Below are 18,342 nucleotides of genomic sequence, written 5' to 3' on the forward strand. Positions count from 1 at the left end.
CGCCGCGGTCCCTTCGAACGACCGCCGCCTGCCGAGTCCTCCTTTTGGCCGACGACGGCGGTGCCCCCGACCTTTACTGTTGGTGCCATGGATCCCACACTTTTCGGTGCTTTGGCTGTTCTCGCGCTCGTGGACTCCACGAGTTTCGGCACGCTGCTCATTCCGGTCTGGCTGCTGCTGGCGCCGGGCCGGTTGCGGCCCGGCCGGATACTGCTGTTCCTGGGAACGGTGGCCGTTTTCTATTTCGGAGTTGGCCTGGCGATCCTGTTCGGTGCCGAGCTTGTTGTGGAGAACTTCTCCGGCCTCTTTGAATCACGCGGGTTTTCGGTGTTCCTGCTGGCCGCCGGCATAGCCCTGCTGGCCTGGAGCTTCCGGCTCGAGGCGCAGGCAAAGCGGGAGAAGGCAGCCCGGGGTTCGGTGCAGCATACCGGCCACGGAGCCTCAGGAACCGGCAGAACAGGCACCGAAGGAACAGGCACCGGAGCCGCCGGGACGGCCGGCATGGACGAAGCTGCAGGCACCGACCTCGCCGAATCCTCCGCGGGCGCTCCGGCCTCGGGCCGGCTCGCCCGGTGGCGGCACAAGGCCGTGGGCTCCGAGACCCGGGGCAGCGGGGGTGCGGCGGCCCTGATCGGTTTGGCTCTGGGTGCCACGACGATCGAGCTCGCCACCATGGTGCCGTATCTGGCGGCCATCGGCCTGCTCAGCGCCTCCGGCCTGCAATGGCCGCTGACCGGCGCCGTTCTCGCGGCATACTGCGTGCTCATGGTCGCGCCGGCTCTCGTGCTCCTGATTGCGCGCTTCACCGCGTCCCGGCGGGTGGATCCGATGCTGAAGAAGTTGGACGGCTTCCTGAGCCGGACTTCCACCAACACACTGTCCTGGATCACCGGAATCCTCGGGGTCCTCCTCATCGTCAACACCGCAGGTTCAGTCCTGAACTTCGGTGGATGAGTCCGGTTCCCGCCCCGGCTGCACGATGTCTTCGGATGCTGGCCGCACGGGCAGCCGGACAGTGAAAACGGTGTCTCCCGGCACGCTTTCCAACGTAATGGTTCCGTGGTGGGCGGCCACGATGGCATCCACGATGGCCAGTCCCAGCCCGGAAGACCCGGTCCGCTCCGAACGCGAGGTGTCGCGGCGGGCGAAGCGCGAGAAGATCCGCTCCTGAAAGTCCGCCGGGATTCCGGCACCGGTGTCAGCGACCCTGAGCACCGCGTCGCCGCCGTCCCGGACCAGCGACACATCCACCGTGGTGCCGGGAGGCGTGTGCACATGGGCGTTGGTGACCAGGTTGATGAAAACCTGACGCAGCTGCCCGGGATCACCCGTTACCGTAACGGGCTCCTCCGGCAGCTCGATGCGCCAGTGGTGGTCCCGGGCGGCAATTCGGGCGTCACTTACGGTCTCGACCAGCAGGCGCGTGAGGTCCACTTCGCTGCGGATCTCCTGCCGCCCTTCGTCGAGCCGGGCCAGGAGCAGCAGGTCGTCAACGAGGCCGGCCATGCGCCGGGACTCGGCTTCCACCCGGCCCAGCGATTGGGTGCCCTCCGGGCTGAGGTGTTCGGTGAGACGAACCATTTCGGTGTAGCCGCGGATGGAAGTCAGGGGTGTGCGCAGTTCATGGCTGGCGTCGGCGACGAACTGGCGGATCTGCAGTTCGCTGCGCTGGCGCACTTTCAGGGCATGGGCAACGTTGTCCAGCATCTTGTTGAAGGCCAGCCCCACGCTTCCAACCTCCGTTTGGGAATCGGCGAGGTTCTGCGGCACCCGTTCGGCCAGCGCGACGTCGCCCACGTCCAGCGGCAGCCGGGAAACGCTGGTGGCGACGGCCGCCACTTCCTCCAGCGGGCGCAGGCTGCGCCGGATGATCAGATAACCCAGGACGGCGGTCAGTGCCAGGCCGAGCAGGGACACCGCGGCGATGGTGAGTCCCAGCCCGAGCAGCGTGTTTTTGGTGGCTGCCAGCGGCATTCCGGAGACCACCACGCTCCCGGTCGCCGGCTGCGGCTGGGACACCAGCCGGTACTCGCCGAAGGACAGTTCGGCGGACACCGGAACGCGGTCCGCCGGCAGTGCGGCGAGGACTTCGACGTCGTCGGCGGACAGCGCCTGCCGGGTGCCGTCGTCGAGCGTCACCCCGTTGCTGAAGGCCGTGTTTCCGTAATACCGGACATCGAGCATTCCCGGTCCGCCCTGGCCCGGGACATCCAGCGGGTCGGGCAGGTTGCCGTCGTCGGGCGACGGCGGCGTTCCTCCGGGCGGCAGGGGAAAGTTCACGGCACGGTCCGAGGCCTCCAGCAGGGTCTCGTCCAGTTGCTGCACCAGGAAGACGTTCATGACAGCGTGGCTGAGAAAGCCGATAGTGCAGCAGGTCAGCGTGAGCAGGCCCAGTGTGGCCAGCAGGAGCTTGGTGCGCAGCCGCCAGCCGTGCAGCCTCTGGAGGACCGGGCGGCCGCCCGTGCCGTCGCGGTGCGGAGCGGCGTTGCTCATCCGGCAGGTCTGAGCACGTATCCGGCTCCCCGCACGGTGTGGATCATTGGTTCGCGGTCGGCGTCGATCTTTTTGCGCAGGTACGAAATGTACAGCTCGACGATGCTCGCCTGGCCGCCGAAATCGTAGTCCCAGACCCGGTTCAGGATCTGCGTTTTGCTGATGACCCGGCGGGGGTTCTCCATCAGGAAGGTCAGCAGGGCGAATTCGGTGGCGGTCAGCTGGATTTCCTGGCCGGCCCGGGTCACTTCGCGGGTGTCCAGGTTCAGCGTCAGGTCACCGACCACGAGCTCGGCGGTGTCGACGGCGGTGACTCCGGAGCGCTGGACCAGCCGGTGCAGCCGCAGCAGCACTTCCTCCATGCTGAAGGGCTTGGTGACGTAGTCGTCCCCGCCGGCCGATAGTCCGGTGATGCGGTCCTCAACGGAGTCTTTGGCGGTGAGGAACAGTGCGGGCACATCGGGAGCGAATCTGCGGATCTTCACCAGCGCCTCGACTCCGTCAAACTCGGGCAGCATGACATCAAGGACCAGCACATCGGGACGGAAGTCGCGGGCGGTTTCCACCGCCTCGCGTCCGTCCGCCGCCGTCACCACCTGCCAGCCGGCCATGCGCAAACCCATGCTGATCAGCTCGGCGAGGTTGGGCTCGTCGTCAACCACGAGGGCGCGGATCGGAGTGCCGTCGGGGTGCGAGAGCTTGGGAAGGTTACCCACGAAGGAGCCAGGGGCCTCGGACATGTTTGGTTTTCCTATCGGTCCGCCCGGAGGGGGTTGGTCCCAGCATAAACAAACAGGTTCCATCCTGCAGGCAGGTGCTGGCCGGAGCCTGTCCTGCTGCTGTGAACCGGCTGTGGATGACCTGAAGTTATTGGCCTAGGAGATTCCCGCGGGAGTCCGCGCATTCAGCCTCATCCGGTGCAAAACGAGGGCCAGCACCACGCACAGCAGGTAACCGCCGGCCACGAAGATCCACCCGGCGAGGAACCCGCCCGAATACTGCAGCAGCAGGCCCATGGCCAACGGTCCCGCGGCGAAGCCCGCGTACATGCCCAGGGACACAACGCCCGAGGCGGCACCGACACGCTCGGGCGCCACCTCGCGCAGAACCGCTGCCATGACCACAACATTCACACCCAGCACCGTGGCTCCGTGCAGAACGACGCCGCTCCACAGCAGCACCGGCCAACCGGTCTGCCCCGCCGCCAGCAGCAGCCCGGCACCGCCGATCGCCCCCACGGCCAGCGTCGCCAGCAGGACCGGCACGGCAGTTCCCCGGGCCATGCGGCGGCCCCAGAGAATGCGGGAAGCCACGCCCACGACCCCCGCCGCGGCGGCTGCCGCACCCGCCAGCAGGAGGGAAAAGCCCACCTCGCGCTGGGCGAACAACGGCAGGTAGACGTTGGTGGCCTGCATTCCTGCTCCGGACAACAGAGCAAATCCGGCCAGGAGCCACACGGTGGGTGGAAAGGGTTGCCGCCCGACGACGGCGGTCGGCCCGCCCGCGGGCAGCCGCGGCGGATCAGCCGGAAGTTTGTTCCATGAGTAGAGCAGCAGTGCTCCCATGACGACGGCGGCGCCGGCGGCTGAGCCCCGCCAGCCGGCCAGCAGTGCAGCAGCAGGGAAAAAGAGGCTGGAAAACAGCTGGCTGGCCTGCACACCTGACTGCTTAATGCCCAGCCAGCCGGGCCGCCGGGCCGGCTCGACGTGGTGCGTGATCACCCGGTTGGTGGTCGGATTGGAGATTGCCTGCGCCGGCCCGGACAGGGCCACGGCCACCAGAAGCCACACGTAATTCCGGGACACCGCCATCAGAACGAGGGCCAGCGCCGTTCCGCCGAAGATCAGCAGGAGCTGGGCACGTCCGGAAATCCTGTCGCTGAGCCGCCCAAGCGATATGGCGGACAGAGCCGCGCTGAGGAAACAGACCGTCGCCAGCAACCCGAACTGCGCCTCGCTGATGCCAAAATCGGAAATGATCAGGGTGCTCGTGGCGCTCAGCCCGTAGTTCATGACCGGTCCGGCACCCATGGCGCAGACAAGCACAAACAGCAGGCCCGGACCGGATTTATTGTTCAAGTTTCACCCTTCTCGCAACGACACAGTACATTCTGGCGCACCGGTGAACATTGTTCGTTCATAAAGGAGCTATTATCTGCTTGGGGACCTGCTGGGTGGGTCTGGTAGCTGGGGGAGTAGAAATGGGCGAGTCTCAAGCAATGCCTTTTGCGCGGAAGAAATCCGCCATGCTCTTCCGTCGCGGGCGGACCATGTTTGTCCTCGTTGCCGTGTTTTGGCTATGGCTGCTGCTGGGCAGTGCCGATTTCATCGCCAGTCTCTTCGAGTCCCCTTTCTACGCGCTGCTGGCTCTTTACGGCCTCGGCGTCGTAACCCTCATTTCGCTGCTGGTGGCCGGGGTTTCCGTGTTCTACATGGTTGTCAACCGCCCCGCCGGCACCGAAATCCCCTCGGGGGACGCCGTCCGTCACGGTCTCTCCGAGCTGGCGCCCGTCATCCGCATGGTGCCGCGCCGGGTCGCCGACCACAGTGCCGCTCTGTCCAACAAGGCCGCAGCAAAATGGCGGGATCTGGCTTCCTGATCTGAGCTTCCCGCGCCGGATGGTCTGCGGGCTGCTGAATGGCCGGATGGTCTGCGGACTGCCGGGTGAGTGCGCATCCCGCCGGGGCGGCTCGGACCAAAGTGTCAGTGCCGGGCGGCATGGTGGTTCCCATGACTCCCGTCGCTTCACCTTCCCCGCCGGCGCCCGCCCTTCAGCCGCTTCGTCGTGCGGCGCTTACCGGGCCCAGACCTTCCGCCAGGCCGGCTGCGGGTCCGTCGCCGACAGTGCCGACAGTCACGCATGCTCCGTACCGCCGCGAGCCGTACATCCGGTGCCGGACGCCGCCGTCGGTCATTGACGGCAAGGCTGCTGCCTGGACGCGCACGTCGGTGCTGCTGCACTGGATCGACGACAGCGGCCGCGCCCACAACCGCTGGGTTCCTGCCGAAGCGGTGCAGCGCATCCGCCGGGATGAATCGTCGTGGCAGGACCCGTACGACGACTGGTCCTTCTACTATCCGGCCAACCCCGCTCCCCGCATTCCCGTCGCAGCCTAGGAGCGCGGGCTTTTCTTAGGTCCGCTTTTTGGTGCCGGATCCTGACGCGGTTCCCGGACGCCTTTCCCTTGACAGGGACAAGACCCGCAGGGCTTATGGAGATAGGGCGGAGCGCCCGGCTGAACCCAACGGCGGTCCGGGAGCGGAGCACGGAGATGGATTTCAAGGGCATCATCGAGGAAGCCGGGGAAATCGTTGATCTGGCCGGTGTTGCGGTCATCATTGCGGGGGCCGTCATCGCGAGCGTCTCCGCGGTGCGCGCTCTCCTTCGGCGCACCGGACAGCCCGTTTATGAGCCCTATCGGCAACAGCTGGGCCGGTCCATCCTCCTGGGCCTGGAGCTGCTCGTTGCCGCGGACATCATCCGCACCGTGGCTGTGACTCCCACCTTTGAATCGCTGGGTGTGCTCGCCCTGATCGTCCTCATCCGAACCTTCCTCAGCTACACCCTGCAGCTTGAGGTCACGGGCAGACTCCCCTGGGAACAGCGCAGCGGCGTCGCTTCTGCGCCTCCCCTGGAGTGAGAGCAGCCGGAATCAGTGGCGGAGAACAGCTGCACGCTTGCGCCTCTCTCCCTCGAGCTGCGCTCCCTCCCGGAGCGACACCACAACCAGCGACACGGTCAGGCCCAGGGTGAGAATGCCCGCGGGATTGGCCAGAGCGGCGGAAATTCCCGCTGCCTCTTCTCCCAGCAGTGCAGACATTACTGAACCGGTCCGCCCGGGTGAGCCGCCGACGTCGGGCACCAGAAAGCCGAAGGCGCCACCGGCAGCCCAAACGGCCAGCAGCAGGAATGACGTCCGCAGCGGCGCTCCAAAGTTTTGGTATCGGGTTGCGGACACGGTGATTCGTACGGCTGACACCAGCATCAGCACGGCCAGAAGCGGTCCTGCCGTTGCCGCGAAGATCGCGACCAGATTGCCCTCGATACCGAAAAGGGTGCGCCCTGCCGTAATCCACAGCGGGATCAGAAGGGCCATGGGGATGCTCAGTGCTGCTGAAACGGCGCGGAAGAGGCTTGCCGCGCGAGGAAGGCCGGCCGGTGACTGTACTGGTGACGGGGTGCTCATGGTTCCAGCCTAGGGTTCTCCCGGAGTCTCACCGCGACCGACTACGCGGTCAGGAGACAACCGGATCCGAAGTCATCACATGGGATGAGGCGCGACAGTGGTGCTGATACATATTCTGGAATGGCGTCGATTTCCAGCCGATGGCCGTTCTCCGTTCATTGCTAATTGCTTCTCTGTTCATGATGAAAGCGCAAGGTTTGGTTATGCCTGTCGAATACCTGATGTGGGTTCCCCTGGTGGCCACGTCACTGGTTTTATATGTGACTCTGGCTGTCGGTGCGCTCTTTAGCATTGCCAATTCCGGCTGGGTCCCGTCTTCTTCCCGTCCTGTGTGGGCGGCAACGGTTGTTGTCCTTCCCGTGGCAGGGGCCATCCTGTGGCTGGCCGCTTCACATCGGCACAATACGGCCGGTCGGGACGAAGCCCGCGCTGCTGTCCGGCAGCCGGACGGAGATGGCCACACGATGACCCTAGGCAAAGAGACTTCCGATCGAGTGGATGCCACCTCTTCTCCGTCATCTTCTTTGCCATCCCCTCAGGACGGCCGGGACAGTGGTGGTATCCAGGCTTGAAGTACAGAGGGTAAGGATCATGAGACTGGAGCATTGGGGCATTCCGGACGAACCTAGAAGGGCGGCGGATTGTCTCCGTAGCCATCCGGATCATCTGGAGCACTTGGAGCACTCGAATCGCCGGGGGCGCTTGGACCACCGGCATCATTGGCAGGTGATGAATCAATGCCCGTTGCGTTGCCTCCGCGATTCGCCTGGCCACCATTCGCCTTGATACCCGTTTGCAGTCCGCTGGCACCATCACAGGTTTCCTGAGAGCCCTCACCGGTTTCCCGGGACAGGCTCAGTTGCGGTTCGGTCCGGTAACACCTGCCGCCCGGTGAGGTCCACTCAATCACCCCGGGACGAGGCTGCCTGGCTTTCCAGAACCCTTCGGTTTTGAACATGTGATGCCGCCGGCACAAATGCTCCAGGTTGTCATGATCTGTCGGCCCGCCCTGCGCCCACGGTTTGGTGTGGTCGATCTCGGAAATCACCGCATTGGTCCGGCACCCCGGGAACCGGCAGGTTCCGTCCCGCACCCGCAGGACCCGTTTCAATCCGTCGGGAACCTTTCGTCGCTTTCCCACGCGCAGGATCTCTTCGGTGTCCGGATCGCGTTCCACCGGTGTCCATTTCATGGCCTCGCGGGCCATCCGCCGAGCCGTTACGGGACTGATCGGTCCGTACCCGTTCAGTTCCGCCGGCTGATCATCGGCACCGAAGAGGGTTTCGGCGTTGATCACCACCAGGATCTCCGTCCGAGCCCGGGGACCATGACCAATCCGGCAGGACCCGGACCCCTTCCCGGAACCGGAATTCTTGCCGAGGCCCTTGCCCTTCCTGCCCTTTCCGGCCCCTCGACCGGCGCCGTCGGCATCACCGCATTCATGGTCGTGGCCGCCGAGTAAGTCCGTCAGAATGTCCGTGCGCAACTGATCCACCGTGCGCGTGTCTCCGGCGGCCTGCTCACCCCGGGCCGCAACACTAAGCTGAGTAAAAATCGCTTGGGCTTTCTCGGCAGGCAGCAACGCCGAGAGCCAGGACATCCCGTCCGGCTCCGGCCGCACCCACACCATCCGCTGCTCAAACGCCGTCAACTGCCGCTGCACAATGGTTTCCGGATAGTACTGCTCCCGCAACCGGTGAGCCTTCACCCGAAACTGGGTTCTGGTCTGACCCGCCGCCAGACCCAGCAACTCCGCCTCGAACCCGGGCAGCTCCGCCGGCACCACTCCCACACACTGCTCCACCAGGGTCTCCACGTGCCCGTAACTGATCTGTCCGGCCTCCAACGCCTGCAGCGTGGCCGTGTTCCTGGTGCAGAGATCACCGGCCTGACTCATCAACGCCTTTCCAGTACCGGCAGGCACCCCCAGAATGGTCGCGGCTTCCTCCGCAGCGAGACTGAACGCCATCTCCGCATCCCGCAACCCGGTAACGGATAGCGTCTCGTCCTCGTAAACGGTCTGCAACCGGGACAGGACCCGAGCCTGCTGCGCCTGCACCCACCGCGACAAATGATTGAGCCGGGCCAACACCGTCCCGGTTTGCTCCTCGGTCAACGACTCCACGTTCTGCAGGGTCAGGAACCCGGTAAACCCGTCCCGGTAACCGGCGCCAGACGCCTCAGGGGAATGGACAGAACCAACAGAGGATGAAGGAACTGGAGAGCCACCGGATCCTTGAACGTCAGCCCCGTCGCCAGCAACAGGATCAACCCCGGCACCGGCAGCAGGATCAGTGCCGGCCACCCCAGGCTCGGCGACAAAGACGAACCGACTGCAAGCTGCAGCCTCACCGCCAGTGCCGGGAGTCCCGGTCGAAGATCCGTTCCGATCCATGACTTCAGACTTTCACCCGGCACTGACATTTCCGGGTTGGAAAAGGCCTAAAACAGTCCCAAACAGGACGATTTGGTGACCCGCAAATACCTGTCTTTTTCAACGGACTACCTACGCCCCTTCATGTCGAGCATTTCCTCTTCCGCGCGTCCAGCCCGGAGACCCAGACCCCTCCCCCAGACCACACCCCACGACCTTCCCCGGCTCCCCAGGTCCCATAGGTCAAGACTTGGCTCCCCTTTTTCGAGACACCGCTAACTTATCTTCGGTCGCCCGAACTTCCGTGCTAGGTTGCTGGTATGAGCCGCAAGACGCCCCTCCTCCAGCCAGGGGGATCCGAACCGGCGGGACGCCCACCAGCGGGTTCCCCACCGCCGGCATCACCGCCTGCGCCCAAACGCCTGCTCTGGATGCTTGGCCCGGCACTGGTAGCCGGGGTCGCCTATCTGGATCCCGGCAACGTCGCCAGCAACATGACCGCAGGAGCCCGCTTCGGCTACCTGCTGGTGTGGGTTGTGGTTGCGGCGAACACCATGGCGTGGCTCATCCAATACCTCTCAGCCAAGCTGGGACTGGTCACCGGCAGGTCCCTGCCCGAACTTCTGGGTGAAAGGATCGGCCGCAAATCCGCGCGCCGGCTCTACTGGCTCCAGGCGGAACTGGTGGCGATGGCTACCGACGTCGCCGAAGTCATCGGCGGAGCAGTGGCCCTCTGGCTGCTGTTCGACCTGCCGCTGCTGCTCGGCGGCGTCATCACCGGCTCAATTTCCTTGGCCGTGCTGGCGCTGCAGGGCAGCGGGCGGCACCGGACCTTCGAATACGTCATCATTTCCATGATGGCGATCATCGCCGTCGGGTTTACCGCCGGCGTCGTTATTGCACCGCCCGACGCCGGTGCCCTGGCAAACGGCCTGGTCCCCCGCTTTGAGGGCAGCGAATCCGTACTGCTTGCCGCTTCCATTCTTGGCGCCACCGTCATGCCGCACGCCATTTACGCGCATTCCGCACTGACCCGGGACCGCTTCCCGGACCGCAGCGCCAGCCTGACCACACCCATGCTGATCAGGGCCACGCGGTGGGATGTCACCATTGCCCTGGCAGTGGCCGGAACGGTGAACCTGGCAATCCTGCTGCTGGCGGCGAGTTCGCTGCAGGGGGTCGAGGGCACCGACACGTTGGAGGGCGCGCACGCCGCCATCGCTGCCTCGCTGGGCGGCGTCGTAGCGACCCTCTTTGCGGTGGGACTCCTTGCCTCCGGCCTGGCCTCGACGTCGGTGGGCGCCTATGCCGGCGCGGAGATCATGCAGGGGCTGCTGAAGATCCGGATTCCGATGCTGCTGCGACGCCTGGTCACCCTGATTCCGGCCCTGCTGATCCTTGCGGCAGGCATCGACCCCACCTGGGCGCTGGTCCTGAGCCAGGTCATCCTGTCCTTCGGCATCCCGTTTGCCCTGATTCCGCTGGTCTGGCTGACCTCCCGCAAGGACCTGATGGGCGTGCACTGCAACCGCTGGTGGACGACGGCGCTGGGCGTGGTGATTGCACTGCTTCTGGTGGGGCTGAACATCACGCTGCTGGTGCTGACCGTCAGCGGCGCCTAGCAGCAGCCGCCTGTGCCGGGAGATCCCGGAGCGCCGGAGGATCCGGAGCCGGATTCCCCCGAACGTCCGTGAGCACTCCCGGTGGCGAAACCAAGCGAGACCGGCTGTGGTCCCGCCGCCGGGGCTTCGCAGCACGACGACGCCGAAGCCGCCGGCTCGGTCTCGGTTTCGCAGCACGACGACGCTGCCGCTGCCGGCGCCGGCTCGGCTTCGGTTTCGCAGCACGACGACGCCGAGACCTCAGTGTCGCAGCCGCCCCCGCCAAGATCGGTGGAACAGACGCCGGTCTCCGGAAGCTCCAGCTCGAGCTGGTCAGCAGCAACCCAGTTGCCCGCCAGAGCGGCAGCAACGGACCGGACCTGCTCGTAGCCGGTGGCCAGCAGGAAGGTGGGCGCCCGGCCGTAGGACTTCATGCCGACAATGTAGAAGTCCTTCTCCGGATGGGCCAGCACCCGGGCTCCGTGCGGCGGCACCGTGCCGCAGCTGTGGAATTCCGGGTCAATCAGCGGTCCCAGGGCGCGGGGCGCTTCCACAGCAGGATCCAGATCCAGCCGGATTTCGCGCAGCAGTTCCAGCTCGGGCCGGAAGCCGGTGGCCGGGATCAGGACGTCGACTTCCAGGGAGGTTTCGCCGTCGGGCGTTGACCCGGTGACCAGCAGCGAATCCGCCGCCTTCAGCGCGGTGAGGGTGAAGGAGGTGTGCAGTTCGATCCGGCCCGACCGGACCAGATCCCGCAGCCGGGATCCGAGGGCACCCCGTGCCGGCAGCCCGTCCAGGTCTCCCCCGCCGTACAGCCGCGTGGCGTCGGCGCCGCGGATGGCCCACAGGATGCGGGTGTCCGGTGCGCTTTCGGCCAGGTCGGCCAGGGACAGCAGCGTGTTGGCCGCGGAATGCCCGGCGCCCACCACCAGGACACGGCGGCCGGCGAAACGGTCCCGGTCGCGGCCGGTGACGTCGGGCAGGGGGCGGGAAATCAGCTGCCGTGCGTCCTGCTCGCCGAGGGCCGGAAGACCGGCCTGCCCCAGCGGATTCGGCTGGCTCCAGGTGCCGGAGGCGTCGACGACGGCGCGGGCCAGGTGGTCGGTGATGCTGCCGTCGGCGGCCTGCACCCGGAGAAGGAAGGGCGCGGCATCCCGGCCGGCGGTTCGGGTGCGGTCCAGGCCGGCGCGGCTGACGGCGAGCACACGCGAGCTGGGGTGCAGGGCTGCTGCAATCGGAGCCGTGCGTGCCAGCGGTTCCACATACTGCTCGACCAGCTCGGTGCCGGTGGGCAATACCGCCGGATCCGGTGCCTGCCAGCCGTGGGCCTCGAGCAGCCGGCGCGCAGCGGCGTCCACGTTGTACTGCCACGGCGAGAACAGCTGCACATGGCCCCAGTCCCGCACGGCGGCGGCGGGCTGGTCTCCGGCTTCAAAGATCAGCGGAGTCAGACCGTTCTCCAGCAGGTGCGCCGCAGCGGCGAGGCCGATTGGCCCGGCGCCGATCACGGCAACGGGCAGGTCGGCGGACTCAGGAATTCGTTCAGACATTTATTTTCCTTCTACTAGTGCGGTGGCGATGCTGTCGGCGTCTTCCAGGGCGGCCAGATAGCGTTCGGCGTCGAGGGCTGCGGCGCAGCCGGTGCCGGCAGCGGTGATGGCCTGGCGGTAGCGGTGGTCCACGGCATCGCCGCACGCAAAAACGCCGTCGGCAGTGGTGGCGGTGGTGGGAACGGCAACGGTGATGTAGCCCTCCGCATCCAGCTCCACCTGCCCGTGCAGCAGTTCGGTGCGCGGCACATGGCCGATGGCGACAAACAGGCCGTCGGCGCGGAGCTCGCGCTTGTCCCCGGTGACCGTGTCGGTCAGGGTTACGCCGGTGACCTTGTCGGTGCCATGAACGGCGGTGACCTCGCTGTTCCACTCGAACCGGATTTTGTCGTGGCTTTTCGCCCGCAGCGCCATGATCCGTGAGGCCCGCAGCTCTCCGCGGCGGACGATCACGGTGACGGTTTTGCCGAACCGGCTCAGGAACAGGGCCTCCTCCATGGCTGAATCCCCGCCGCCGACCACCAGAACGTCCCGGTCCCGGAAGAAGAACCCGTCACAGGTGGCGCACCAGGAAATGCCGCGGCCGTTGAGCCGTTTTTCCTCCGGCAGACCCAGTTCCTTGTAGGCGGATCCGGTGGCCAGAATGACGCTGCGCGCCTTGTACGTCTCCCCGCCGCCGGTCGTCACCCGCTTGGTGTGTCCGCCCAGCTGCAGGGACACGACGTCGTCGTACTGGATGGTGGCGCCGAACTTTTCCGCCTGCCGGCGCAGGTTTTCCATCAGGTCCGGGCCCTGGATGCCGTCGGGAAAGCCGGGAAAATTCTCCACTTCGGTGGTGTTCATCAGGGCGCCTCCGGCGGTCACCGAACCCGCCAGGACGCGGGGCCGCAGACCGGCGCGCGCGGCGTATATTGCCGCGGTGTAGCCGGCGGGACCGGAGCCGATGATGATGACCGGATCAGTGCTCACGAGGTGCTCCTTAGGCGGGCGGACGGATTCTACGACCGGGAAGGCTCCGGAAGCAGCTCGGCGAGCAGTGCCCGGACCCGGGCCTTGATGTCGTCGCGGATGGGGCGGACGGCCTCCACGCCCTGCCCGGCAGGATCAGCCAGCGCCCAGTCCTCGTAGCGCTTTCCCGGGAAGATGGGGCAGGTGTCGCCGCACCCCATGGTGATGACGACGTCGGATTCCCGGACTGCGTCAACGGTGAGGATCTTGGGGATTTCCGCCGACATGTCGATGCCGTCCTCGCGCATGGCGGCCACGGCGGCCGGATTCACGGCGTCGGCGGGGGCGGAGCCAGCGGACCGGACCTCGACCCGGCCGCCGGACAGGGCGGTCAGATACGCGGCGGCCATCTGTGAGCGGCCGGCGTTGTGGATGCAGACAAACAGGACTGAGGGTGCTGCGGAGGTCATGATTTCGCCTTATCGGTGGTGGTTTCCAGTGTGAGCGTGCCGGCTTCCGGAGGAAAGGAGCCGGCCGTGAAGAAGCGGCGGGCCCACAGCGCGGCATAGACCAGCGCCACGAGGACGGGAACCTCGATCAGGGGCCCGACGACGCCGGCCAGCGCCTGCCCCGACGCCACGCCATAGGTGCCGATCGCCACGGCAATGGCCAGTTCGAAGTTGTTGCCGGCAGCGGTGAAGGCCAGGGTGACGGTGCGGGCGTAACCGAGCTTCAGGATCCGGCCAAGCAGCATGCCGGCGCCGAACACCACCAGAAAATACACCAGCAGCGGCAGCGCGATGCGCACGACGTCGAGCGGCTTTTCGGTCACGGTGCCGCCCTGCATCGCGAACAGGACGGTGATGGTGAACAGCAGCCCGTACAGGGCAAACGGTCCGATTTTCGGCAGGAAGGTTCCTTCGTACCAGTCCCTGCCCTTGGCCCGTTCACCGAGGGTGCGGCTGAAGTAGCCGGCCACCAGCGGAATTCCCAGGAAGATCAGCACCGAGCCGGTGATCGCCCAGAAGGAGAACCCGGCGCTGGTGGTTTCCAGGCCCAGCCAGGACGGCAGCAGCTGGAGGTAGAACCAGCCGAGCGCGCCGAAGGCGAACACCTGGAACACCGAGTTGATGGCCACCAGCACGGCGGCGGCTTCGCGGTCTCCGCAGGCAAGGTCGTTCCAGATCAGCACCATGGCGATGCAGCGGGCCAGACCGACAATGATCAGCCCGGTCCGGTATTCGGGCAGGTCCGGCAGGAAGATCCAGGCCAGCGCGAACATGAAGGCCGGTGCGGCCACCCAGTTCAGCACCAGGGACGTGACCATGAGCTTTTTGTCCTGCAGCACCGACCCGGTCTGGCTGTACCGGACCTTGGCGAGCACCGGGTACATCATCACCAGCAGGCCGAGCGCGATGGGCAGCGAGACGTTGGCGATCTTCAGTGCGTCCAGCGCCGGACCGATGTCCGGCACAAAACGCCCCACCACCAGGCCGAGCGCCATGGCTCCCAGGATCCACAGGGGCAGGAACCGGTCCAGAGTGGACAGGCGGGCAACGGTTTGCTGCGTCCCCTCCCGGGTTGAAACTGTGCTCACGGAACTCCTAGGATGAACGCCGCCCGGAGGAGACACCGGCGGCCGGGCGGTAACCCAAACATTGATGATGGTCGATATGAGTATCCCCGGACATATCGACGAGTGTCAATGTGAGTGCATAATGGACGGGTGACTACCCTTCCCCTGGCCAAGCCCTTGTCAGCACCAGTGCCGGAGGTCGCCCCGGAGGCCCCTGCGGATACCCGGGAACCGGACGCCGCAGCCTGCGACGGCGTGGCCGGCGCCTGCTGCACTCCGCTGACCAGCGGCGCCCTGGGCGGCGACGAGGCTGCCCGCTTGGCCCGGCTGCTCAAGGCTCTGGCCGATCCCACCCGGCTCCGGCTGGTCTCCCTGATCGCCGCCCGGGAGAACCGCGAGGCCTGCGTCTGCGACCTGACCGAACCGGTGAACCTGGGTCAGCCCACGGTGTCGCACCATCTGAAAATCCTGGTCGACGCCGGCATCCTGCACCGCGAAAAGCGCGGCGTCTGGGCATACTTCTCCCTGGTTCCGGGCGCCTTGGAACAGATCGGCTCCGTCTTTCGTGGCTGAGCGTCCGTTGGCTGACGCTCCCGGGCAGCAGCGCCCCGCCGTCGAACTGGTGCAGCTGCCGCTGACCGCCATCGATGCGCTGGCCGACGGAGACCTGGCGACCGCCAACCGACACTCGCCTGTGCCGCTGACCCGGCATTTTTCGTCCGACCGGCAGGCGGTGTGGAAAATCCGCAGCCTCCAGCTGGCCACGGCGCCCGACGACGCCGGCTGGGTTACCGGGGCGATTGTCGACAGCGCCACCGGGCAGGCCGTCGGTTGCGCCGGCTTCCACGGGCCTCCGGATTCCGCCGGCATGGTGGAACTGGGCTACTCAGTGGACCCCGTCCTCCGCCGCCGCGGCTATGCCCGTGCCGCGCTGGAGCTGCTCCTGGGCCGGGCGGCGCGCGAGCCGTCGGTCTGCACTGTGCGGGCCACGATCAGTCCGGACAACGAAGCGTCCCGAAACCTCATCCTGCAGTACGGATTTCAGGAGAACGGCTCGCAGTGGGACGAAGAAGACGGCCTCGAGATAATTTTCGAGGTTGCAGCCGGGCGTTAGCGCTCCTTGCCGTCCCGCCTCATGCCCCGAGCCCGGGCACCCGGTGTATCGGATCAGCCCGCCGGATCAGCAGCGCTAGGCTGGCGAGGTGATTCCCGGAAACCTCTTTGCCCACCAGGCCACCCTGACCACCGAGCGGCTGCGCCTGGAGCCGCTGGGGCCGGAGCACTTCGACGGCGCCTGGGCGGCCCTGCAGGATCCGGAGGCCATGCGCCTGACCGGCACCCATGCGGAATTCACGCCGGACCAGATCCGGAGCTGGCTGGCCGGACTGGCGGGGCGGCACGACCGCGCCGACTGGGCCGTCATCCGGCGCCCGACAGATCAGGATCAGGATCAGAAGGAGCAGTATCTGGGCGAAGTGGTGCTGAACGACCTGGATCCGGACAACGCATCCGTCGGGTTCCGGATTGTCCTGTCGCCCGCCGACGTGCTGGGGCAGGGGTACGGCACGGAGGCGACCCGCGCCGTCGTCGGGCACGCCTTTGATGACCTGGGCCTGCACCGGGTGGCGCTGGAGGTGTTTGCGTTCAATCCGAGGGCGCAGCGCGCCTACGAGAAGGCGGGCTTCACCGTCGAGGGCCGGCAGCGCCACGCCCTGCGCTGGGACGGGGCCTGGGTGGACGCCGTGAGCATGGGCATGCTCGCCATCGACCCGCGGGTGTAGCTGCGGGGCCCCCGGCGCTCAGGCGATCCGGCTGCGGATCCGCAGGGATGCCAAGACGGTGAACACAACGGTCATGACGGCGAGGATGAGCACCACGTAGGTGTTGGTGACGGCCCAGTCCCCCACCGAGGCGGTGATGCCGTAGATTTCCTGCAGCTCGGTCACGGCTTCCTGCTGCCCGCCGGCCATGGCGTTGAGGGATTCGGCCGTCATCTCCTGGCGGATGGGCACCGATCCCTGCATGAAGGGCAGCGCGTTGATCACCGTCTGCACCCCGTTGGGCATCGCGCCGACGGGAATGTAAGCGCCGGCCACGAAGCCGAGGACCGTACCAGCAATCGTGGACAGCGCCGAGTAGGCCCCGGGGGTGCGGACAAAGGACACCGCCAGTGCGCTCAGCGATGCGAACGCCACACAGCTGAGCGCCACGAAGCCATAAATCGTGGCGATCTGTCCGGCGTCGAAGCTGACGCCGTCCACCAGATACAGGTAGGCCAGGCTGATGATGAGCACTGTGGTGGTCATGAGCAGCGCAATGACGCCGGCGGAGAGCAGGTAGCCAATGATCAGTTTGTCGCGGCGGATCGGCGAGACGAGGAAATCGCGGAACCGGCCCGACGCCGAGTCCTCCACAAACACGTTCATCGCACCCAGACCGGAGGTGATGGAGGTGATGCCGACGATGCCCGCGAACATCCAGCTGTCCACGAATCCCTTGACCTCCCCTTCCGTGGCCCCGGGAAAGGACTGCTGCAGGTCCTCCACCTGCCCGTTGCCCAAGAACAGGGCGTAGAGCAGGAACAGGATCAGAGCCGAAAGCAGGGAGAAGAACACGCCCAGCCGGTCACGGAAGAACAGCCGCAGGTTCCGGCTCATCAGGGTGAGTACGACGCTCATGTATTTACTCCTTTGCGTCCGGTCAGCGCCAGGAAGACGTCGTCCATGGTGCCGTGCCGGAATTCAAAGTCCAGGACGTCGTCGCCGTGCCGGTCCAGGATCCGCCGGGCGGTGGCGGCGTCATCGACCTCCAGCTGCACCACGCCGCCGTCGTCCTCCTCGCGGATGCGGGCGCCTTCTGCCGCTGCCAGCGCCAGCAGCGCCGGGCGGTTGTCCGTGGTGATGCTCAGGACCGAGCTGCTGTGCAGGGCGCGCAGCTGGGCCGGAGTGCCGTCGGCGATGATCCGGCCGCGGTCGATGATGCACACCCGGTCCGCTTCCTCGGTTTCCTCCATATAGTGCGTGGTGAGGAAGACGGTGAGCCCGTGCCGGTCCCGCAGTTCGCGGATGGTGGACCAGACGAGGGCCCGGCTGGCCGGATCCAGTCCGGCGGTGGGTTCGTCCAGGAACAGGATCGACGGCGAATGCAGCAGCGCGCGGGCAATGTCCACGCGGCGGCGCTGCCCGCCGGAATAGGTGCCGTAGCGGCGGTCCACGAAGTCCTCGAGGTCGATGAGCGCGCTCAGCTCCGCGATCCGGGCGTCATTGGCGGCGTTGTCCGCGGAGTAGAAGCGGGCCCGGGAGCGCAGGTTCTCCCGCCCGGTGAGCAGGGGGTCCAGCACGGAGTCCTGAAAAACGACGCCGATGTCTTTTCGAACCTCCCCACCGTCGGTGCGGACGTCATGCCCGCTCACCGACACTTCTCCCGCGTTGAACGGATTCACTGTCGTCAGGCAGGAAATGGTGGTGGACTTGCCGGCTCCGTTGGTGCCCAGGAAGGCAAACACGCTGCCGGCCTGCACCTCGAAGGAAAGGTCGTCGACGGCCGTGGTGGCGCCGTATTTCTTTGTCAGTCCACGGACCGAGATGGCCGTTTCCGTACTCGCAGTCAAAAT

Annotated in this window: 20 protein-coding genes; 9 read left to right on the plus strand and 11 right to left on the minus strand. The window is 66.5% G+C overall.

The window, feature by feature from the left end:
* Nucleotides 1–87: 87 nt before the first annotated feature.
* Nucleotides 88–954 (plus strand): GAP family protein, encoded by an 867-nt coding sequence (locus QNN99_RS09785; RefSeq protein ID WP_229966266.1) that lies wholly within the window; start codon nucleotides 88–90, stop codon nucleotides 952–954.
* Here QNN99_RS09785 and QNN99_RS09790 read toward each other — a convergent pair.
* The 3 genes from QNN99_RS09790 to QNN99_RS09800 all read right to left on the minus strand — a co-directional run bounded on the left by QNN99_RS09790 (nucleotide 931) and on the right by QNN99_RS09800 (nucleotide 4,571).
* A complete protein-coding gene (locus QNN99_RS09790; RefSeq protein WP_229966267.1) occupies nucleotides 931–2,493 on the minus strand; it encodes a sensor histidine kinase in 1,563 nt (520 codons plus the stop codon). The genes QNN99_RS09785 and QNN99_RS09790 overlap by 24 nt on opposite strands.
* Nucleotides 2,490–3,233, minus strand: a complete 744-nt coding sequence (locus tag QNN99_RS09795; protein WP_229966268.1) for a response regulator transcription factor — start codon at nucleotides 3,231–3,233, stop codon at nucleotides 2,490–2,492. Before QNN99_RS09795 ends, QNN99_RS09790 begins: the two co-directional genes overlap by 4 nt.
* Before the next feature lie 135 nt (nucleotides 3,234–3,368).
* On the minus strand, nucleotides 3,369–4,571 hold the full coding sequence (locus tag QNN99_RS09800; RefSeq protein ID WP_229966269.1) for an MFS transporter: 1,203 nt from the start codon (nucleotides 4,569–4,571) through the stop codon (nucleotides 3,369–3,371).
* Nucleotides 4,572–4,738: 167 nt separating this feature from the next.
* On the opposite strand from QNN99_RS09800, the gene QNN99_RS09805 reads away from it, so the two are divergent.
* The 3 genes from QNN99_RS09805 (at nucleotide 4,739) to QNN99_RS09815 (ending at nucleotide 6,134) form a co-directional block, all read left to right on the plus strand.
* Nucleotides 4,739–5,092, plus strand: a complete 354-nt coding sequence (locus tag QNN99_RS09805; protein WP_229966270.1) for a hypothetical protein — start codon at nucleotides 4,739–4,741, stop codon at nucleotides 5,090–5,092.
* 245 nt (nucleotides 5,093–5,337) lie between these two features.
* Nucleotides 5,338–5,610 (plus strand): hypothetical protein, encoded by a 273-nt coding sequence (locus QNN99_RS09810; protein ID WP_229966271.1) that lies wholly within the window; start codon nucleotides 5,338–5,340, stop codon nucleotides 5,608–5,610.
* Between the two features lie 155 nt (nucleotides 5,611–5,765).
* Entirely contained in the window at nucleotides 5,766–6,134 is a 369-nt protein-coding gene (locus QNN99_RS09815; protein WP_229966272.1) for a DUF1622 domain-containing protein, read from the plus strand.
* Between the two features lie 12 nt (nucleotides 6,135–6,146).
* Here the strand turns inward: QNN99_RS09815 and QNN99_RS09820 are convergent, their stop codons facing one another.
* The gene (locus QNN99_RS09820) at nucleotides 6,147–6,680 is read right to left on the minus strand and encodes a hypothetical protein (RefSeq protein WP_229966273.1); all 534 of its coding nucleotides are present in this window, start codon (nucleotides 6,678–6,680) and stop codon (nucleotides 6,147–6,149) included.
* 221 nt (nucleotides 6,681–6,901) lie between these two features.
* Here QNN99_RS09820 and QNN99_RS17505 point away from each other — a divergent pair, with 221 nt between their 5' ends.
* The gene (locus QNN99_RS17505) at nucleotides 6,902–7,252 is read left to right on the plus strand and encodes a PLD nuclease N-terminal domain-containing protein (RefSeq protein WP_442860520.1); all 351 of its coding nucleotides are present in this window, start codon (nucleotides 6,902–6,904) and stop codon (nucleotides 7,250–7,252) included.
* Between the two features lie 53 nt (nucleotides 7,253–7,305).
* Here QNN99_RS17505 and QNN99_RS09825 read toward each other — a convergent pair whose 3' ends face one another.
* A complete protein-coding gene (locus tag QNN99_RS09825; RefSeq protein ID WP_229966274.1) occupies nucleotides 7,306–8,805 on the minus strand; it encodes an HNH endonuclease signature motif containing protein in 1,500 nt (499 codons plus the stop codon).
* 680 nt (nucleotides 8,806–9,485) lie between these two features.
* Between QNN99_RS09825 and QNN99_RS09830 the strand changes: the two genes are divergently transcribed.
* Nucleotides 9,486–10,676 (plus strand): Nramp family divalent metal transporter, encoded by a 1,191-nt coding sequence (locus QNN99_RS09830; protein ID WP_229966275.1) that lies wholly within the window; start codon nucleotides 9,486–9,488, stop codon nucleotides 10,674–10,676.
* Here QNN99_RS09830 and QNN99_RS09835 read toward each other — a convergent pair.
* Genes QNN99_RS09835 through arsB form a run of 4 tightly spaced genes read right to left on the minus strand, consistent with a single transcriptional unit; the run spans nucleotide 10,673 to nucleotide 14,750 of the window.
* Nucleotides 10,673–12,205, minus strand: coding sequence for an NAD(P)-binding protein (locus QNN99_RS09835; protein WP_229966276.1), 1,533 nt, complete (start codon nucleotides 12,203–12,205; stop codon nucleotides 10,673–10,675). The two genes, QNN99_RS09830 and QNN99_RS09835, sit on opposite strands and share 4 nt — an antisense overlap.
* Nucleotides 12,206–13,174 (minus strand): thioredoxin-disulfide reductase, encoded by a 969-nt coding sequence (gene trxB / locus QNN99_RS09840; RefSeq protein ID WP_229966277.1) that lies wholly within the window; start codon nucleotides 13,172–13,174, stop codon nucleotides 12,206–12,208. It lies immediately after the preceding gene.
* Between the two features lie 29 nt (nucleotides 13,175–13,203).
* Nucleotides 13,204–13,623: an arsenate reductase ArsC gene (locus tag QNN99_RS09845; RefSeq protein ID WP_229966278.1), complete on the minus strand. Its 420-nt coding sequence runs from the start codon at nucleotides 13,621–13,623 to the stop codon at nucleotides 13,204–13,206.
* Entirely contained in the window at nucleotides 13,620–14,750 is a 1,131-nt protein-coding gene (gene arsB, locus QNN99_RS09850) for an ACR3 family arsenite efflux transporter (protein WP_284015822.1), read from the minus strand. Before arsB ends, QNN99_RS09845 begins: the two co-directional genes overlap by 4 nt.
* A 234-nt stretch (nucleotides 14,751–14,984) precedes the next feature.
* Between arsB and QNN99_RS09855 the strand changes: the two genes are divergently transcribed.
* The 3 genes from QNN99_RS09855 to QNN99_RS09865 all read left to right on the plus strand — a co-directional run bounded on the left by QNN99_RS09855 (nucleotide 14,985) and on the right by QNN99_RS09865 (nucleotide 16,510).
* On the plus strand, nucleotides 14,985–15,302 hold the full coding sequence (locus QNN99_RS09855; protein WP_442860521.1) for an ArsR/SmtB family transcription factor: 318 nt from the start codon (nucleotides 14,985–14,987) through the stop codon (nucleotides 15,300–15,302).
* Nucleotides 15,295–15,843, plus strand: coding sequence for a GNAT family N-acetyltransferase (locus QNN99_RS09860; RefSeq protein ID WP_229966279.1), 549 nt, complete (start codon nucleotides 15,295–15,297; stop codon nucleotides 15,841–15,843). The genes QNN99_RS09855 and QNN99_RS09860 overlap by 8 nt, the downstream gene beginning before the upstream one ends.
* Nucleotides 15,844–15,931: 88 nt before the next feature.
* Nucleotides 15,932–16,510, plus strand: coding sequence for a GNAT family N-acetyltransferase (locus QNN99_RS09865; RefSeq protein ID WP_229966280.1), 579 nt, complete (start codon nucleotides 15,932–15,934; stop codon nucleotides 16,508–16,510).
* An 18-nt stretch (nucleotides 16,511–16,528) separates the two neighbouring features.
* On the opposite strand, the gene QNN99_RS09870 is transcribed toward QNN99_RS09865, so the two are convergent.
* A complete protein-coding gene (locus tag QNN99_RS09870; RefSeq protein ID WP_229966281.1) occupies nucleotides 16,529–17,407 on the minus strand; it encodes an ABC transporter permease in 879 nt (292 codons plus the stop codon).
* Nucleotides 17,404–18,339 carry an ABC transporter ATP-binding protein gene (locus QNN99_RS09875; protein WP_229966282.1) on the minus strand — a complete coding sequence of 312 codons (936 nt, stop codon included), beginning with the start codon at nucleotides 18,337–18,339 and terminating at the stop codon, nucleotides 17,404–17,406. Before QNN99_RS09875 ends, QNN99_RS09870 begins: the two co-directional genes overlap by 4 nt.
* Between the last annotated feature and the right edge of the window lie 3 nt (nucleotides 18,340–18,342).

This window comes from Arthrobacter sp. zg.Y820 (assembly GCF_030125555.1).
Taxonomy (GTDB): domain Bacteria; phylum Actinomycetota; class Actinomycetes; order Actinomycetales; family Micrococcaceae; genus Arthrobacter_B.

Coding starts and splice junctions, on each gene's coding strand:
- QNN99_RS09820 (WP_229966273.1), bottom strand. CDS start 6,680: ATGAGCACCCCGTCACCAGTACAGTCACCGGCCGGCCTTCCTCGCGCG.
- QNN99_RS09870 (WP_229966281.1), bottom strand. CDS start 17,407: ATGAGCGTCGTACTCACCCTGATGAGCCGGAACCTGCGGCTGTTCTTC.
- QNN99_RS09785 (WP_229966266.1), top strand. CDS start 88: ATGGATCCCACACTTTTCGGTGCTTTGGCTGTTCTCGCGCTCGTGGAC.
- QNN99_RS09815 (WP_229966272.1), top strand. CDS start 5,766: ATGGATTTCAAGGGCATCATCGAGGAAGCCGGGGAAATCGTTGATCTG.
- QNN99_RS09845 (WP_229966278.1), bottom strand. CDS start 13,623: ATGACCTCCGCAGCACCCTCAGTCCTGTTTGTCTGCATCCACAACGCC.
- QNN99_RS09790 (WP_229966267.1), bottom strand. CDS start 2,493: ATGAGCAACGCCGCTCCGCACCGCGACGGCACGGGCGGCCGCCCGGTC.
- QNN99_RS09805 (WP_229966270.1), top strand. CDS start 4,739: ATGCTCTTCCGTCGCGGGCGGACCATGTTTGTCCTCGTTGCCGTGTTT.
- QNN99_RS09835 (WP_229966276.1), bottom strand. CDS start 12,205: ATGTCTGAACGAATTCCTGAGTCCGCCGACCTGCCCGTTGCCGTGATC.
- QNN99_RS17505 (WP_442860520.1), top strand. CDS start 6,902: ATGTGGGTTCCCCTGGTGGCCACGTCACTGGTTTTATATGTGACTCTG.
- QNN99_RS09830 (WP_229966275.1), top strand. CDS start 9,486: ATGCTTGGCCCGGCACTGGTAGCCGGGGTCGCCTATCTGGATCCCGGC.
- QNN99_RS09795 (WP_229966268.1), bottom strand. CDS start 3,233: ATGTCCGAGGCCCCTGGCTCCTTCGTGGGTAACCTTCCCAAGCTCTCG.